Source organism: Dysgonomonas termitidis, assembly GCF_054657735.1.
The window spans coordinates 3,798,614-3,817,116 of sequence record NZ_BAAHYD010000002.1 but is presented as its reverse complement, the minus strand read 5'-3'; the positions used below and the strand labels follow the sequence as shown (position 1 = coordinate 3,817,116).

Here is an 18,503-nt window from a genome sequence, read left to right as displayed (position 1 = left end):
TATTTCGTTATGAAAAACTTAATCTTTAATATATATTCAATATTGGCTCTTTGCTGTGTCGTTTCGTTCGGTGCTTGTAAAGATGACGATCTGAACAGTGAAGCGGAAATAACCCTGTCTTTTTCGGTTAAGGGGACAGTTGGGGATAAACCTGCTGTTTTTAGGGGAGTGATTAATGGCGACAATACAGTCACCATTAAGGTTTCGCCTTATATTGACGCGGAAGAAGCGCTAAAATCGGCTGTGCCCACTTTTTATCTGTCGAAGGGGGCAACAGTGACACCTGATCCGGCTCTTCCTCAAAACTTTGCGCAGGCTGGAGGTGTGAAATATACCATTACCTCGGAAGATGGAAAAAACAAGCGTGATTACACAGTGGGGTGGGGTATTTCCGATCAGTTGCCATATGGTCAAGGATTCAGTTACGCGGAGATAGGAACAGCGAAAAAATTCGATCAGATGGGTTATCCGGGCAAACAGAATGATTTCAGCTTCGCTGATTCGAAACTGTATGGCGACTTGTTGATGTATCCCGCCTATTGTGGCGATTACATCGTGATGCTTTCACGTGCATACGTCAACGCCGACCCTGCCTCTCCGTATTGTATCAAAGTAGTGGATAAAAACACGCTGAACGATGCCGGTTCATTCAATTTGGGTTCTATCTCCGTAGCAAATCTGAAATTGATTACATCCGATTTTAAGGGAAATCTTGTCGGACTTGTGGTCACCGGAAACGAAACGGAATTTTTCTACTGGACCAGACCGACGGATGCTCCCAGATCGGTGGGTAAAATAGCTGTGAATATGGCATCGTCTACCGATGGGTCGGCTAATTTCCAGGTAGCAGGCGATATTACAGGTAATGCTTGGATTACGGCTTTGGCTCCGCGCGGGGCAAAAGGCGAACATTACCGTGTCAAGGTTACCGGAGGACAACTCGCATCGAACTACTCTACGATAGAAACCGGTTTTTCAAGTGGCGACAGTGCCGGATTCCAGATGATTTCCCCGCTTGACGACTCCGACTCTCCAAACTACGTAGTGGGTGACACCGAAGGCACGGCGGGTGCAGCCAATTCGATTCATTGCTACATTAATACATTCTCAGGGTTGACTACTTCGACTATGCCTCCGCTTTGGCAGAATACACTCCAGGCATGGTGGGTCGGAACCGGATTCGCCACAGCCCGTACAGGCGGACGTGCTCCGGTAGTATGTGGAATGGTTGTCAACGGGAAGAGCTATGTGGCGGTAACCAGTGGAACAGCATGGTGGCACGCGGCCGCAGTGTTGACATCCGATCTGCAAACACTGGCTCATCAAAACCTGAATATAGCTGAAGGCATAAACCGTAACTGGAGCTATGGTTCATGGGTGGACTGGTACTGGAGCGAAGAGAACAACGAAGCTTATTTGCTTGTTTGGGCCGGCAGAGTAGGATTGTACACCTATAAACTGACTTGTTTCGAATAATTACCCGATTACCGGAAAGCCTCTTTCAAAAACGGGGGCTTTCCTTTTCCATCCGGAAGAACCGGATATTTATTGTTAATTGATATGAGAAATATTCTAATCTTATTTTTTATAGCGTTTGTATGCGCTGCTTGTTCCACCAAGGAGAAAGAAGCCGACACCGGAAAACCTAAATTACTCTGGCTGGATGCCGAAGCTAATTTCAAACGTTTTTCGGATAAGGATAGTATACGCTTCTATTTAGACCTTGCTAAAAATACAGGATTCAACGGAATTGTGGTGGATGTGCGCCCGATGGCGGGAGATGCGTTATACAAAAGTAAAATGCTGAAACCCCTGACGACATTCGGAGACGGTTATGTGTACGAACGGGACTGGGACTACTTGCAATTCTTTATAGATGAGGCCCGTAAGCGGAATATGAAAGTAACTGTTTCTGCCGGAATACTTTCTGCCGGACTGGTCAGGCAAAAAACAGGAACAGCCTATGAAGATGCTTCCTGGGACGATAAAGTATGCATCGCTTATACGCCCGACGGCTTGAAAAATATGAAGGAAACCGGCGAATACGCTGTTTTCCTGAATCCTGTGTTAAAATCCGTGCAGACATTTATTACGGAATATATTTCAGAAATTGTATCCAATTACGATTTCGATGCTTTTACTTTGGATTATTGCCGTTATTGCAATGCTAATTACGACTTTTCGGATTCGACACGTGTGGCATTTGAAAAATTCATCGGAGAGAAAGTGGATCATTTCCCTGAAGATATTTTTACTTATAATGACAAAGCAGAACGTATCCCGGGCAAATATTACAAGCAGTGGTGGGAATTCCGCTCCACTACTATTACAAACCTTATAGGCAATATCCGGAAGACAATAAAAGACAAAAAGCCTGATATGCAGTTGGATTACTGGGCGGCCTCGTGGATACATTCTATCTATGGAAACGGGCAAAACTGGGGCAGTAAGAAACATTATGACCCATCAGAAATGTTTCCTGAATGGGCTTCGGAGACCTATAAAAATACGGGCTTTGCCGATCAGTTGGATGTATTCATGCTGGGTTCATACCTGTATGATGTATACGGGCTGGATAATAACGAATCGATAGAATATGCGATAGACCGCGCGTACAAACTTATTGGTGATGACTGTGAAATATACGGGACAGTCTATGGTGAGAATAATATAAAAAATATGGAAGACGCCGTGTATGTATGTCTCACCCAGAGTGCCGGACTGATGGTATTTGATATTGTACAGGTGATAAAATATAATATGTGGGACGATATCAAGCGAGGTATCGGACGCGCAGAGGAAAATAATAACTAAGAAGAAAAAACAATGTATCCTAAAATTTATTTACGCATGATTAGATATATATTATTACTACTGGCAGTTCTATGTTCAGTGATAAGTTGCTCCGGTGATGATGGCGGTAACGGTGATAATAAACCCGAGATTCCGATAGATGTGGATAAACCGCCTATGGCTGATAAACCGATACAAATGTGGATCGACGCCCATGCGAACCTTACCCGTTTTTCAACTAAAGAAGCGATTAAGGGAGCATTGGAAAAAATGAAGGCTACGGGCTTCAACGAAATCTATGTGGATGTGAAGCCGGGCATCGGCTATGCCCTATACGATAGTGATATTCTGCCCCGGCTAACCAAATGGGACACTGAAACGGTGACACGCGATTGGGATTATCTTGGATATTGGATTGAAGAAGCCGAACGCCAGGATATTAAAGTCATCGCAAGCATATCCACACTTGGATTCGGATACACGAGAAAGAAAGAGGGGTTGATCTATGATGACCATACATGGGATGGCAAAACGCAAATGAGGATGAATAACAACAATCCGAACGACTTGGTGGATATACGCAATGAGGAGAATGTAGACGCCGCGATGTTGAATCCATGCCTGCCTGAAGTACAGTCATTCGTCATTTCCATCATAGGAGAAATAGCTACGAAATATCCTAAACTAAAAGGGATATGCCTGGATTATTGCCGTTGGTGGTACGATAACTATGGGTTCAGCGACGCTACTATCTCGGCCTTTCAGGCATATAGCGGGGAAACAGTGACCAACAGGAACAATATTCTTACGTCGACCGGAGCGCCGGGACCTCAATATCAGAAGTGGATAGAATTCCGTTCGATGACGATAACCAATCTGATAACGAATATCCGCTCGAAGGTGAAATCCATTAATCCGAATATGGAACTTCACTTGTGGGCATCGGCCGACTGGGGTTCACGATATGGTGTAGGCCAGAATTGGGCCAGCAAGAATTACAAACCGGATGGTTGGCAGTTTACAAGTAATTATAGCAAAACAGGGTTTGCCGACCAGTTGGATGTATTTTCGTTAGGTGCGTATGCCGATGCTATTTGGAAATCCGAAGCTCCTAATTCTGTTTGGTCTGTAGAGAATTTTGTGGCTACATACAATAGATTTACAATGGGTGATTGCAAAGTAAATGGTTCGATAAATACACCTGCATATGGAAGCAATGCTTCCAAAGTTTCGGATGCTGTATATCTATGCCTCAAAAACACAGACGGACTGATGGTATTCGAGATATCGCATGTTATTAATTTCAATCAATGGAACGCGATAAAAGACGGGATAAATCGCGTATATAAATAATAAACAGAAATAAAAACAATATGAACAAAGCAATAGCTTCCATTATACTTTTTTGTTTTTCTATAGGTCTTATACATGGGAAAGACTACATTGTATCTTCTCCCGACCGTAAAATACAAGTAAAGGTTTCTGATGGAAAAGAACTTAGCTGGAGTGTGAATTTTAATAAGGAAACGATACTGAAGCCGAGCAGAATAGCGATGACGGTAAAAGAAAGCAACGATGTGTTCGGGATAAATGTTTCGGCGCAAAAAGTGAGCCGGCGGTCTGTCGATGAGGCTTTTGAAGTTGTAGTTCCCACCAAATTCAGGAATATGAAGGACAACTACAACGAAATGAGCCTGACCTTCAAAGGAGGCTATGCCGTAACGTTCCGTGTCTACAATAATGGCTCGGCCTACAGATTCGAAACGGCTGTACCTTCGCAGAAAATACATGTAGAAAACGAAACTGTAGAATTTAATCTGGGAGGTAATTACAATACTTATTGGCCGAAAGAGAGCAGCCCGAATTTTATTACACACTGTGAAGGCGATTTCGATTACATCTCCGTTTCTGATATTCCGAACCGGAAATATGCTTATCTCCCGATCTATTTATCTTCAGCATCAGGCACAAAGATGGTTATAATGGAAGCCGGTTTGTCCGATTACCCGAATCTGTTTTTATCAGGAACAGCCACACAAAAATTAAATGGAGTGTTTCCTCCTGTTATTTTAGAAAAAAAGATAAAAGAAGGCTCGGATCGCAATGAGGAGATTGTCCTTAATGCCGATTATATAGCAAAAACTGAAGGAAAGAGAACTTTTCCCTGGAGATTGCTGATAATCAGCCCTGACGACAAATCCCTGCTGGAAAATAATCTGGTCTACCAGTTATCCCCTCCGGGCGTAGCCGGAGATAAGAGTTGGATAAAACCCGGCCGCATCTCATGGGATTGGTGGAGTACATTGAATGTATATGACGTAGATTTTGAGGCGGGAGTCAATACCCGGACGTATAAATATTATATAGACTTTGCCGCGAAATACGGATTGGAATATATATTGCTGGACGAGGGCTGGTCTGCCGGTACATGGAATATCCGCGAGCCAAACAAGGATGTCGACGTGCAGGAATTGGTCAGGTACGGAAAGACGAAAAATGTAGGGCTTGTATTATGGGCTTTATGGAATCCTCTGCACGAGGATATAGAAGGAATCCTCGATTTGTATAAGCAATGGGGGATAAAAGGAGTGAAAATTGATTTTATGCAGCGCAACGATCAGGAAATGGTAAATTTTTACGAAAATGTGGGAAAAGCGGCCTTCGAAAGGCACTTGCTTGTTGACTTTCATGGTGCATTCAAGCCTTCGGGTTTGCATCGCAAGTATCCGAATGTGATGACTTATGAAGGAGTTTACGGGTTGGAGCATAATAAGTCTTCGAATGATATTTCTCCTGATCACGACTTGATATTACCTTTCACCCGCATGGTGGCAGGCCCGATGGATTATACGCCGGGGGCGACCGTTAATGCAACGCAAAACGACTTCCACATGAACTTCACCCATCCGATGAGCCAGGGCACACGGGCGCATCAGGGTGCACTGTTCATTGCATTTGAGAGTCCGCTGCAGATGTTCGCGGACAGTCCGTCCAACTATTATAAGACGCCTGATTTTACCTCTTTCATTGCACAAATACCGACTGTGTGGGACGAAACCAAAGCCATCGAAGCCGAAGCAGGGAAATATCTTACTATCGCCCGCCGCAGCGGGAACAAATGGTATATCGCTTCACTTACTAATTGGGACCAGCGCAAACTCAGCGTTAATCTTAATTTTATAGGGGAGGGCAAATATAAAGCGGAAATACTGAAAGACGGAGTAAATGCAAACAGATACGGTTCCGATTTCAAGATAGAAACCAAAGACGTTTCCGGAGGCCAGACTTTAGAGATAAATATGGCTAAAGGTGGAGGATGGGCGGCTATACTGACACCTGCGGAATAAATAGTTGAGTTTTGTTGTATGGCCTGCCGTTTTTATCTGTGCAGGCCATAGAACTTTTGAAAAGACAAAGTATGGATATGCTGAAAATAAAATTAATTTATATCTTAATCATATTAACCGCCTTGCCTGTAACCAATGGTAGAGCGCAAGCCGATTTGCGGACAAGAGAATTTTATGGCAGAGTCAGCGAAAAGGGTAAAGGTATTGGTGCTGTCCCTGTTACGGATGGTATCAATATCGTGATCACAAATGAGAAGGGGGAATATAAATTATTGAGTAACGGAACTTCCGAATACATATATATCACAGTACCATCGGGATATAAAATTCCGATTGAAAATAAAGTGCCTTGCTTTTTCAAAAAAATAGAAAAGAGTGACAAAAAGAAGCAAAAAATAGATTTTGAATTACAGAAATCCAGTGTTGATGATAATAAACACACTTTTATAGTGTGGGCGGACCCTCAGGTAAACTTCATGGACGAATTGTCTTTCGTGGAAAGAGCTGCTTCAGATGTATCGGAACTAATAAGAGATGATTATTCCGACAGGCCTGTTTATGGCATAATATGTGGAGACATTATCCACGATACAGGCAAAGAGCCAAGACTTTATGAACCGATGAAAGATATTGTCAGGCAAATGAATATCCCTTTCTTCTTTGCCGTGGGAAACCATGATATAAATCTCGATGTAAGATCGGATAATTATGCGAAAGAATTATATAAAAAGCATTTTGGTCCAACGTATTATTCGTTCAACAGAGGCAAAATCCATTATGTGGTCTTGGACGATGTTTTTTATGCCGGAAATAGTTTTTACTATATCGGATATCTTCCTGAGAAACAACTCAACTGGCTGGAACAGGACTTGGCATTTGTGCCTGAAGGGTCTACAGTTGTTGTCTCCATGCATATACCCTCTTATTCGGTGGAAGCCCGTAGAGGCGAATATAGTAAAGAACCTCCGACCAAAGTCTTGCAGAACCGCCAATCCCTATATAAAATACTTAAGCCATACAATGCCCATATATTTTCGGGGCATGAACACCAAAACGAAAATTATATCCTTGCCGGTAATATCTTCGAACATAATCATGCAGCGATTTGCGGTCTTTTCTGGCAGGCGCCGTGGTGCCATGATGGAACAGCTTCGGGATACGGAGTCTATGAATTTGACGGAGATAATGTGAAATGGTACTTTAAGACAATCGGGAAAAATCGGAATTACCAGTTCAATTTATATCCACTGGGAGCTAGTCCGGAAAAACCGGATGCGATAACAGCAAATGTTTGGAATTATGATCCTTCATGGAAAATATATTGGTATGAGGATAATGTGAGGATGGGCGAAATGGAACGGTTTACCGGATACGACCCTAATATTCGCGACTATGTAAAAGATAACGGGAAGAATTTCAGATATAACTGGATCTCTGTTAAGCAGACAGATCATTTGTTTTTTGCTATCCCTAAGGATAAGGAGGCCAGAATAAAGGTAGAGGTTATCGACCGTTTTGGAAACTCTTATATTGAAGAACTTAAATAATAAACAAATATGCCGGCCTGCAAATTTTTTTATCTGGTAGTTATATTTATTTCATCGGTAAATATAAATGCTCAGGTAGATTTACGAAATATAGAATTGTCAGGGAAAGTCCTTGATAGTAAGGGATCTGCCATTCCTGGGGTTGCCGTGACCGATGGCTATAATATTGTTACCACTGATAATAGGGGTGAATATAAGTTGTTGAGCAATGCCACTGCCGACTTTGTGTATATATCTGTACCACCGGGCTATATTATTCCGGTGAAGGATAATGCCCCTCACTATTTCCAGCGGATAACCGACAAATCCGGATTGAAACAAAAATTTAATTTTATACTGGAAAAATCCGGACAAAATGAAGATAAGCATGTCCTGATTGCCTGTGCCGACCCTCAGGTCGGATTCGATGAGGAAATACCCATGCTGGGAGGAGCGTTAAAAGATATGGAATTGCTGGTTAACCAATATTATAAGCATCTGCCCGTGCATGGTATGATTTGCGGTGATATAATAGCGGAGATAAGCAGGGAGCCAAAGTTTTTGGAACCGATAAAACAGATGTTTGCCAAAACAAATATCCCATTCTTCTATGCTGCCGGGAACCATGATATGGATGTGGACGGAAGATCGAACCATTATTCGAAGGAAACTTTCAAAAAAGCGCTAGGGCCGGCATACTATTCATTCAACAGAGGTAAAGTTCACTATATTGTCCTTGATGATGTATTCTTTACGGCCCGGGGATATTCCTCCATCGGCTATCTTGATGAAAAGCAGTTATGCTGGCTCGAACAGGATTTGGCTCTTATTCCCGAAGGTTCCACTGTAGTTGTTGCCTTCCATATACCAACTTATTCACCCGAAGCCCGGAAAGGAGAATATGTAAAGGAAGAAATGAACAAAGTGCTTCAAAACAGGAATAGCCTTTACAAAATGCTAAAACCATACAACGCTTTAATTCTTTCGGGGCATGAACATTATAACGAAAATTATCAGTTGGCAGATAATCTCTTCGAGCATGTTCATGCTGCCCTCTGTGGTATTTTCTGGCAAGCTCCCTATAATAGTGACGGTACCCCTTTAGGATATGCTGTTTATGAGTTTGACGGAAACCGTGTGAAATGGTATTATAAACCGATAGGAAAAGATAAGGATTATCAGTTTGATTCATATCTGCCGGGAGCCGATAAACATAAACCAGACGCCATTATAGCAAACGTATGGAATTATGATCCTCAATGGAAAGTATATTGGTACGAAAACGGAGCTAAAATGGGCGAGATGAAGCAGTACAGGGGCTGGGATCCCGGCGTTGTGGATTATGTAGAGAAAAACCGGGAAAACTTCCGGTATAAATATATCGGGGCGGGACCGACAGAACATTTATTCTATGCCGAACCGATAGATAAAAACGCTGAGATAAAAATAGAGGTGATAGACCGGTTTGATAATGTATATACCGGAATACCGAAGAAAATAAAATAATAAAGAAGAATATTAAGTGTAAATCATAAAATATTAATTATGAAATATTTTGTATATATAATCTTGTACTTGGTTGCAGTAAATACTTTTGCACAGCAAAAGCCTGATTTCAGAAATGATTATTATGACAACAAGCGGGCACAACAGGAAAGCATCCCAAAAGTAAACGGAGCAATTGTAATGCTTGGAAACAGCCTTACCGAGCGAGGTTTGTGGTGGGAATATTTTCCCGGAAAGAAGATATTGAACAGAGGAATCGGTGGCGATATTTTATGCGGTATGATTGACCGGTTACCCGATATATTAAAAAACAAGCCCTCTAAAATGTTTATTACAGCCGGAATTAATGATATTCTGTTTCATAATATAACGAAAGAGGAATTTGAAATCCGGTACGATACAATTATAAATTTAATATCAAGGGAGCAACCCCGTTGCCGTATATATCTTGAAAGCTTATTGCCAGTCAACGATATTGTAAATCCCGGTAGTGTATTCTTAAAAGATAAGAACGGCACAATAAAAGAATTTAATGAACTTATTAAAGAAATAGCAAAAAAGCACCGGCTAAAATACATTGATATTCATTCAGGTTTATTAGACGACGGACATCTCAATGCCGGCTACACTGCTGATGGCATTCATCTGAATGAAAAAGGGTACTTGATTTGGGCTACATTGTTAAAACCATACATCAATGAATAAAACATCACTTATTTTATTTTTTACCCTGATATTTTCAGTTTCCCTGATATCGTGTGAAAATATACAAAGCACGAAGGAAATCACTACTGATGTTCTGGTTATCGGTGGTACCACCAGTGGCACGTCTGCAGGGATATCTTCTGCTAGAGAAGGTGTTAAAACACTTATAGTAGAAGAAAGCCCGTGGCTCGGGGGTATGTTTACAGCTCAGGGTGTTGGAGCCTGCGACGGGAACCACAATTTACATTCGGGTATATGGAATGAGTTCAGGGAAAAACTTCGCAACAGATATGGAGGTATTGGCGGTGTATGGACAGGCTGGGTGAGCAGTACGTTATTCGAGCCCCATGTAGGTGATAGTATTTTCAAATCGATGGCTGCGGCCGAAAAAGATTTGACGGTACTTCATGGTTATTTTCTTGATGATATACTGAAAGAAGGGAATACGGTCACTGGCGCTGTTTTCTGCAACGATAAGAACGAGAAATTAATTGTTCATGCTAAAATCACAGTAGATGCCACTGATATCGGCGAAAGCCTGAAAATGGCAAAAGCCGGTTACAGGTTGGGAATGGATTCAAAGAATGAAACCGGAGAAAAGGGCGCTCCTGAACAATCAAACGGTATCGTACAGGATCTGACCTGGGTTGCCATACTGAAAGATTACGGAGAAGGAGCAGATAAAACAATCCCTAAGCCTCAGGGTTATAATCCGGAAATTTTTCATGGTTGCTGCAAAGAAACTGTCGATTCGATACAAATCGACTGCCGGCGGATGCTCGATTATGGAAAAATGCCGAATAACAAGTATATGATCAACTGGCCTAAATCCGGTAACGATATTTATCTTAACGTAATAGAACTGCCTCGCAAAGAACAGGAAAAAGAACTCCAAAAAGCGAAAGAACATACGCTCTGTTTTATATATTATATACAGAATGAGTTAGGGTTCAAACATCTGGGATTAGCAGATGATGAATTTGACACACCGGACAAATTAGCATATAAACCATATCATAGGGAAGGGCGCAGACTTAAAGGATTGTCTTTCCTGACTTTCAACCATGTTGAAAATCCATACGGCCAAAAGGAGTTTTTATACAGGACAGGCATATCGGTAGGTGATTATCCGGTCGATCATCATCATGGGAAAAATCCAGAGGCTCCTAAAATAGGCTTTGATCCCGTTCCGTCTTTTAATGTTCCGCTGGGGTCTCTTATTCCTGAAACTGTAGACGGCCTGATAGTGTCGGATAAAGCTATTTCAGTATCGAATCTCATCAATGGGTCTACCCGCCTGCAACCTGTAGTTCTGCTTACCGGGCAGGCTGCCGGAATTCTGGCGGCATTATCAGTAAAAGAGGATAAACAGCCACGCGGGGTATCAGTAAGGGATGTTCAATCTGTCTTGCTGGAGAGAAAGGCATACATTATGCCTTTATACGATATTCTGCCGTCCGACCCCGACTTTGAAGTGATACAGAAAGTCAGCGCGACCGGGATATTAAAAACAACAGGTGAGCCATTTGGTTGGGCAAACCGTACATGGTTCTATCCGGATACAACAATCACAGTTGCTGAATTTACAAAAGGGCTCAATTCTTTCGATCCTGAATCGGAAATTATAGATGATAATAAACTGCTTACCGAAGATGCAGCCGTTAAATATATTTACCGGATTACGGGACAAAGCAAAACCGATGGGAAAGTATATTCGACCAAACCGGTTACAAAACGCGGACTGGCGGTGATACTGGACAGGTTGCTCAATCCTTTCAGTAAAGAAATCGGATTTGACGGACACTATCAATAAAAATATGTGGAAAGAAGTTGAAACAGGTATGCATACCGGTGGCATAATAAAATAAATTCCTGAAGGATGGATGACAGGTCATGTGCACTGGATGCACTTAGAGGATACGCCATTGTGACAATGGTTTTGTCGGGAGCCGTAGTCTACGGCGTCCTGCCCGGATGGATGTATCATGCACAGGTACCTCCTCCCACCCATGTTTTTAACCCCGCAGCACCGGGAATAACATGGGTCGATTTAGTCTTCCCCTTTTTCTTGTTTGCTATGGGTTCAGCATTTCCTTTTTCTATCAGGAAGAGACTGGAGAGAGGGGAGTCTAAATTGAAGCTTATTTACGATGCACTGAAAAGAAGTATCCAATTGACATTCTTTGCCATCTTTATCCGGCATTTCTATCCTTATGTATTGAGTAATCCGGAGGATGCAAGGGCTTGGGGGCTGTCCCTGCTGTGTTTCGTTCTTCTGTTCCCTATGTTTATGCGGATACCGTTAAAGATGCCTGCTTGGACGCATATTGTAGTGAAATTACTGGCATACGCAACAGCTCTTGTCCTGTTACTTATGGTAGATTATGCCGACGGACGCAGGTTCGACCCGCATTTCAGTAATATCATTATCCTTATACTGGCTAATATGGCTTTATTCGGTTCGCTGATTTATATTTTTACGATAAAGAGTAAAATATGGCGTATTGCAGTATTGCCTTTTATTATGGCTGTCTTTCTGGGAAAAGATATACAAGGCAGTTTTGTAAGTGAGATATATAATTTTACTCCATTGGACTGGATGTACAGATTCGAATATCTGAAATATCTGTTCATCGTGTTGCCGGGTAGTATTGCCGGGGAATATCTGATGGAGTGGATGAATGCCAGAAAGGGAATGGAGCCGGAGCCAGATGTAAAGGAAAGGAATGGATCGTATCAGGTGTTGTTTATTTCTATAGCGCTTATTATTATCAATCTGTATTGTTTGTATAACCGCTGGTTGATAGTAAACATGTTCATAAATACAGGACTGATAATCTATGGCTACCTTATTCAGAGAAAGGCTGTGACAGCGGATGAGCAATTATGGAAAAAGTTGTTTGTTGCGGGCAGTTATCTCGTTCTGTTGGGGTTGTTTTTCGAAGCCTATCAGGACGGGATAAAGAAAGACCCTTCTACATACAGCTACTATTTCCTTACTTCCGGACTGGCTTTTATGGCAATGATAGCATTCCATGTTATTTGTGATTATTATAAATGCCGTCGTAGTACAAGTTTTCTCGTCATGTCGGGGCAGAATCCGATGATAGCCTATGTGGCTACAGGCTTGTTTACAGTGCCATTGCTGAGCCTGACCGGTGTATATTCTGTTTTCGACAATTTTCAGCACAATGCGTGGCTTGGATTCCTGCGAGGCGTTATACTGACGGCAATAGCTGTATTGGTGACGATGTTCTTTACTAAGATAAGGTGGTTTTGGCGGACATAGTTTTACCATTTGGCCGCCAAAATTGAAATCAGTACCAAATCCAACTACTGATTCACATGATTAATATTAGATAATGCCGGTATCTCTTCTCTTTTATAGTTTGGTTCTTTCCCTTTCTTTTTATTAAAATAATTTTCCGCCCTTTCTTTTCTGATGAGAATATTCACGGAGACAGCTATTGTACAATATATCAGGAATGGAACCACAATGAAATATGGTATATAACTTGTGTACTCCCCGAAATCGAAGTTACCCACGGCTAAAATAAGTAAATAAGAAAAGAAAACGATGTATGAAATCCTGTGTATTGTCTTGTATTTCTCATATTTTTGCATAATAATCAAATTTTAATCTGTTATAAACCATAAGAAGTCAGATTCTTAAGATAATTAGCAGTGAAGTCTTTTCATACGCACCCTTTCTTTAATAAAATGTCCATATAATCTTATTGGGATAAACATAGGCCTTAAAATCCAGATTCCCAAATATTTTACAAAATCTTTACAATTAGTGGGATCTTAATTGGATATTTTTATATAAGTTTCAGGCTGTTTTTGTTTTATTTAATACGGCTTCTTCTCTGAGAAGCAAAAAAACAGTGATAAAATTTGTATTTAAAAAAAAATTTATAACTTTGTGTTCACTTTTTGATATGAAATTATGACAAATTGCTTTTTACATGTCCTCATTCTTGATATTCTCCTCGTCGGCCGGAATAAATGAGAAAGGTGTGTATATTAGCTTGATAATATAAGGAATAAATAAAATATAGCCTTTCTCATTTTTGGGGAAGGTTTTTTTATAATATTCCGGATAATAAATAAACTGAAAAACAACTATAAGCGTATGGCGATGAGCTAACGGCTAAATTTAGAAAGTTATGGGATTTGAATTAAGAAGTTCGACAAGCACACAAGGTAGACGCATGGCAGGAGCCAGAGCTCTATGGCGTGCAAACGGTATGAAGGAAGAGCAGATGGGTAAGCCATTGATAGCCATCGTAAATTCATTTACACAATTTGTACCGGGCCACGTTCACTTACACGAAATAGGGCAAAAAGTTAAAGCTGAAATAGAAGCATTGGGTTGTTTTGCCGCAGAATTCAATACGATTGCGATTGACGATGGTATTGCTATGGGGCATGATGGTATGCTGTATTCCCTTCCTTCGCGCGATCTGATAGCCGATAGTGTAGAATATATGGTGAATGCGCATAAAGCCGATGCAATGATCTGCATTAGCAACTGTGACAAAATTACTCCGGGAATGCTAATGGCTGCCATGAGATTGAATATCCCGACTATTTTCGTTTCGGGTGGACCAATGGAAGCCGGAAAGATGGACGGGCAGCAACTAGACCTTATAGATGCCATGATAAAGTCGGCTGACGATTCGGTTTCAGATAGGGAAGTAAATCTAATAGAAAAGGCTGCCTGCCCTACGTGTGGTTCCTGTTCGGGAATGTTTACGGCAAATTCGATGAACTGTCTGAACGAAGCTATTGGATTAGCCCTGCCGGGTAACGGAACTATTGTGGCTACGCATGCCAACCGGATGCAGTTATTTAACAATGCGGCCAGACAAATTGTAACCAATGCCTATCGTTATTACAGGGATGGGGACGAATCGGTTCTCCCCCGAAAGATCGCGACAAAAACAGCTTTCCTTAATGCCATGACACTGGATATAGCTATGGGAGGCTCTACAAATACCATTCTTCATCTTTTAGCCATTGCTCAGGAAGCCGAAGTGGATTTCACAATGGATGATATTGATAAATTGTCCCGTAAAACACCTTGTCTTTGTAAAGTAGCTCCCAATACACAGAAATATCATATACAGGATGTAAACCGTGCAGGTGGTGTTCTGGGTATTATGAGAGAACTGGATAGAGCCAAGTTAATAGACACTTCTGTATCAAGGGCAGATGGACTTACATTGGCTCAGGCCATAAGTAAATACGATATTACGAAAAATACGATTATAACCAGGGAGGCGGAGCTTACATACAAATCGGCTCCCGGTAACCGTTTCAATCTTGTAATGGGATCTCAGGATAATTATTTCCCGACGCTCGATATAGACAGGGAAGCGGGCTGTATCCGCAATTTGGAACATGCTTATACCAAAGACGGTGGTCTTGCAATACTGAAAGGAAATATTGCGATTAACGGATGTGTAGTAAAAACAGCAGGAGTAGACGAGAGTATTTTCAAATTTTCGGGCAAAGCAAAAGTATTTCACTCACAGGATGCAGCATGCGAAGGTATCCTGAAGGGTGAAGTTGTTGCCGGAGATGTAGTTGTCATAACCTATGAAGGACCTAAAGGAGGACCGGGCATGCAGGAAATGCTTTATCCTACGTCCTATATAAAGTCGAAACACTTAGGCAAAGCATGTGCTTTGGTTACAGATGGCCGTTTCTCCGGTGGTACATCCGGATTGTCTATCGGCCACGTTTCTCCCGAAGCCGCATCAGGAGGTGCAATCGGTTTGGTCCGTAACGGTGATGTCATAGAAATAAATATACCTAAACGTTCCATCAATGTGAAATTATCTGATGCCGAACTGGACGCACGTCGTCAGGAGGAGTTGGCAAAAGGTAAAGATGCATTCAAGCCGGATCGGGAACGTTATATATCCAAAGCGCTGAAAGCTTATGCGAGCATGGTGAGTTCGGCCGATTTGGGAGCAATCAGAATTATAGAATAAAAACTTTATCTATAGTTATGAATAGGCAAATATGCGGGCAGGTAAGTTTATAACTGGTATCTCGTATCTCGTCTGCTTATTTACAAAAAACGTAAAAAAGTGTCAGATTTGTCAGGTTTTTAGAAAATAATCGCGAGTTATAAGTAAAGTACTGAATAATTGTTGGCTGTTATCTGCCAAATGTAATATATTAAATATGAATACAAAAATAACAGGAAGTGAAGCCCTTATCCGTTCTTTGATTAATGAAGGGGTAGATACTATATTCGGATATCCGGGAGGTGCTATTATGCCGGTATTCGATTGTTTATACGATTTTAAAAAAGAGATAAACCATATACTTGTCCGTCACGAACAGGGTGCAACACATGCCGCACAAGGTTATGCGCGTACATCCGGTAAGGTTGGTGTGGCTCTGGTTACCTCCGGTCCCGGAGCAACGAATGCAGTTACAGGCATCGCCGATGCTATGCTCGACAGTACACCTATGGTTGTAATATCGGGGCAGGTGATTTCTTCCCTGTTGGGGAGCGATGCCTTTCAGGAAGCCGATGTTGTGGGTATTACCCAGCCTATTTCGAAATGGTCGTATCAGATACGCCGTCCCGAAGATATGGCATGGGCGGTTGCCAGAGCATTTTATATAGCCTCTACTGGTCGTCCTGGTCCGGTTGTACTTGATATAACCAAAGATGCTCAGTTTGGAAAGGTGGATAATTATACATATGAAAGGGGAGCGTTTATACGCAGCTATCAGCCTAAACCTGACATAAAGGATGCTGAGATAGAAGTTGCCGCGCAGATAATAAATGAGGCGAAGAAGCCTTTGGCCTTAGTAGGACAGGGGGTTATTCTGGGTAATGCCGAAAAAGAGCTACTTGCTTTTCTTGAAAAATCGGGTATTCCTGCCGCATCTACCATATTGGGACTCTCGGCTATACCATCCGGTCATCCGCAACATGTAGGTATGCTGGGCATGCATGGTAACATCGGACCTAATCGTAAAACGAATGAATGTGATGTGCTGATCGCCATCGGGATGCGTTTCGACGACCGTGTAACCGGAGATTTGAAGACATATGCCAAACAGGCAAAGATCATACACTTCGATATAGACAAGGCCGAAATAAATAAAAATGTAACGGTAACTGCCCGTGTATTGGGAGATGTAAAAGATTCCTTACCTAAAGTGACTGCGAAACTTAATGGAAATAAATTTCCGGAATGGCTGGCTGAATTTAAAGCCTGCGATGATGAGGAATATAATTTTGTAATCAAAGATGAACTATATCCTGAATCGGGAAAACTGAAGATGGGTGAGGTTATTAATAAAGTATCTGAGGCTACGGACAATGATGCGGTGCTTGTTACAGATGTAGGGCAGCATCAGATGATGGGAGTTCGCTATTTTAAATACAACCGCAGTCGTAGTGTAGTTACTTCCGGCGGATTGGGTACTATGGGATTTGGCCTTCCTGCAGCTATCGGAGCCAAATATGGCGCTCCAGACCGTACAGTATGCCTGTTTGTGGGTGATGGCGGTATACAGATGACTATACAGGAACTGGGTACCATTATGCAAACGGATATTGATGTTAAAATCGTGATTTTGAATAATCATTTCCTGGGTATGGTGCGCCAGTGGCAGGAGCTATTCTTTGATGAACGGTATTCGGAGACAGTGATGAAAAATCCTGATTTTGTAAAAATAGCTGAAGCATATAATATTCCGGCTAAAAAAGTGGAAACAAGAGATGAATTGGATAAGGCCATAGCCGATATGCTGAATCACAAGGGTTCATATTTGCTGGATGTACAAGTGGAGACTAAAGGAATGGTATATCCGATGGTTCCGGCAGGTACATGTGTGACAAATATATTATTGGGAAATGAATAATAAATAATTAGCAAATTCGGATATTAGCAAATTAAAAAACGAATCAGGGATGCGTTCTATTTTCGATATTTGCTAATATGCTAATTTTCAAATTTTCAAATTAAAAATTATGCAAGATAAAACATTATATACAGTAACCATTTTTTCGGAAAATACAGTCGGACTGCTCAGTCAGGTAACCAGTGTGTTTACCCGTCGCCAGCTGAATATAGAAACTCTGTCTGTATCACCGTCAGCATTGAAAGGGATACACAAGTTTACGATCACTGTTTTCTGCGACGAGGAGATGATAAAGAAAGTTGTTCTGCAGGTTGATAAACGAGTAGATGTTCTGAAGTCATATTATAATACAAATGATGAGCTGATACATCAGGAGATTGCCTTATACAAACTGTCTACTCCCGATTTTCTGAAAATCGAGTCGGTAGAAGGACTTATCAGGAAATATAACGCACGAATTCTGGATATAAATGAAAATAGTGTGGTTTTAGAGAAAACCGGACATTATCAGGAAACACAGGATCTGTTTGAGGAATTGAGTAAGAGTATAGGAGTCTTACAGTTTATCCGTTCGGGTCGTGTAGCAATCACTAAATCCAAAATAGAACGATTGAGCGATATGCTGGCCGAACTGGATAAAAAATACAGTGAAGATAAGTAATGAGTTGTTAGCAGATTTGAGTATTTTTACAAATCGTTATTAACTTAATACTAACTTATATACTAA

13 protein-coding genes are annotated in these 18,503 nt (G+C 41.5%); 12 read left to right on the top strand and 1 reads right to left on the bottom strand.

Translation table 11 applies throughout. The annotated features are described in order from the left end of the window. The first annotated feature begins 9 nt into the window (after positions 1-9). The 9 genes from ACYQ3L_RS19925 (at position 10) to ACYQ3L_RS19885 (ending at position 13,166) form a co-directional block, all read left to right on the top strand. Positions 10-1,476, top strand: a complete 1,467-nt coding sequence (locus ACYQ3L_RS19925) for a DUF5018 domain-containing protein (protein ID WP_380000041.1) — start codon at positions 10-12, stop codon at positions 1,474-1,476. An 84-nt stretch (positions 1,477-1,560) separates the two neighbouring features. After that, entirely contained in the window at positions 1,561-2,814 is a 1,254-nt protein-coding gene (locus tag ACYQ3L_RS19920; RefSeq protein ID WP_380000043.1) for a family 10 glycosylhydrolase, read from the top strand. Between the two features lie 36 nt (positions 2,815-2,850). Continuing rightward, positions 2,851-4,146 carry a family 10 glycosylhydrolase gene (locus ACYQ3L_RS19915; RefSeq protein WP_380000045.1) on the top strand — a complete coding sequence of 432 codons (1,296 nt, stop codon included), beginning with the start codon at positions 2,851-2,853 and terminating at the stop codon, positions 4,144-4,146. Positions 4,147-4,166: 20 nt separating this feature from the next. Next, positions 4,167-6,140: a glycoside hydrolase family 97 protein gene (locus ACYQ3L_RS19910; protein WP_380000046.1), complete on the top strand. Its 1,974-nt coding sequence runs from the start codon at positions 4,167-4,169 to the stop codon at positions 6,138-6,140. Positions 6,141-6,211: 71 nt separating this feature from the next. Continuing rightward, positions 6,212-7,687: a calcineurin-like phosphoesterase C-terminal domain-containing protein gene (locus tag ACYQ3L_RS19905; protein ID WP_380000047.1), complete on the top strand. Its 1,476-nt coding sequence runs from the start codon at positions 6,212-6,214 to the stop codon at positions 7,685-7,687. Positions 7,688-7,696: 9 nt separating this feature from the next. Then, positions 7,697-9,172, top strand: a complete 1,476-nt coding sequence (locus ACYQ3L_RS19900; RefSeq protein ID WP_380000048.1) for a calcineurin-like phosphoesterase C-terminal domain-containing protein — start codon at positions 7,697-7,699, stop codon at positions 9,170-9,172. 39 nt (positions 9,173-9,211) lie between these two features. Beyond that, positions 9,212-9,877, top strand: coding sequence for a GDSL-type esterase/lipase family protein (locus tag ACYQ3L_RS19895; protein ID WP_006797794.1), 666 nt, complete (start codon positions 9,212-9,214; stop codon positions 9,875-9,877). Continuing rightward, positions 9,870-11,690, top strand: a complete 1,821-nt coding sequence (locus ACYQ3L_RS19890; protein WP_380000050.1) for an FAD-dependent oxidoreductase — start codon at positions 9,870-9,872, stop codon at positions 11,688-11,690. The genes ACYQ3L_RS19895 and ACYQ3L_RS19890 overlap by 8 nt, the downstream gene beginning before the upstream one ends. 66 nt (positions 11,691-11,756) lie before the next feature. Beyond that, positions 11,757-13,166: a DUF5009 domain-containing protein gene (locus ACYQ3L_RS19885; RefSeq protein WP_380000052.1), complete on the top strand. Its 1,410-nt coding sequence runs from the start codon at positions 11,757-11,759 to the stop codon at positions 13,164-13,166. Positions 13,167-13,210: 44 nt separating this feature from the next. Here ACYQ3L_RS19885 and ACYQ3L_RS19880 read toward each other — a convergent pair whose 3' ends face one another. Then, on the bottom strand, positions 13,211-13,501 hold the full coding sequence (locus ACYQ3L_RS19880; RefSeq protein ID WP_380000054.1) for a hypothetical protein: 291 nt from the start codon (positions 13,499-13,501) through the stop codon (positions 13,211-13,213). Positions 13,502-14,046: 545 nt separating this feature from the next. Here ACYQ3L_RS19880 and ilvD point away from each other — a divergent pair. From ilvD to ilvN, 3 genes are all read left to right on the top strand, one after another. Continuing rightward, on the top strand, positions 14,047-15,879 hold the full coding sequence (gene ilvD, locus ACYQ3L_RS19875; protein WP_380000056.1) for a dihydroxy-acid dehydratase: 1,833 nt from the start codon (positions 14,047-14,049) through the stop codon (positions 15,877-15,879). Between the two features lie 196 nt (positions 15,880-16,075). Further along, a complete protein-coding gene (gene ilvB, locus ACYQ3L_RS19870) occupies positions 16,076-17,776 on the top strand; it encodes a biosynthetic-type acetolactate synthase large subunit (RefSeq protein ID WP_380000058.1) in 1,701 nt (566 codons plus the stop codon). A 109-nt stretch (positions 17,777-17,885) separates the two neighbouring features. Next, on the top strand, positions 17,886-18,437 hold the full coding sequence (gene ilvN / locus ACYQ3L_RS19865; RefSeq protein WP_380000060.1) for an acetolactate synthase small subunit: 552 nt from the start codon (positions 17,886-17,888) through the stop codon (positions 18,435-18,437). Positions 18,438-18,503 lie beyond the last annotated feature (66 nt).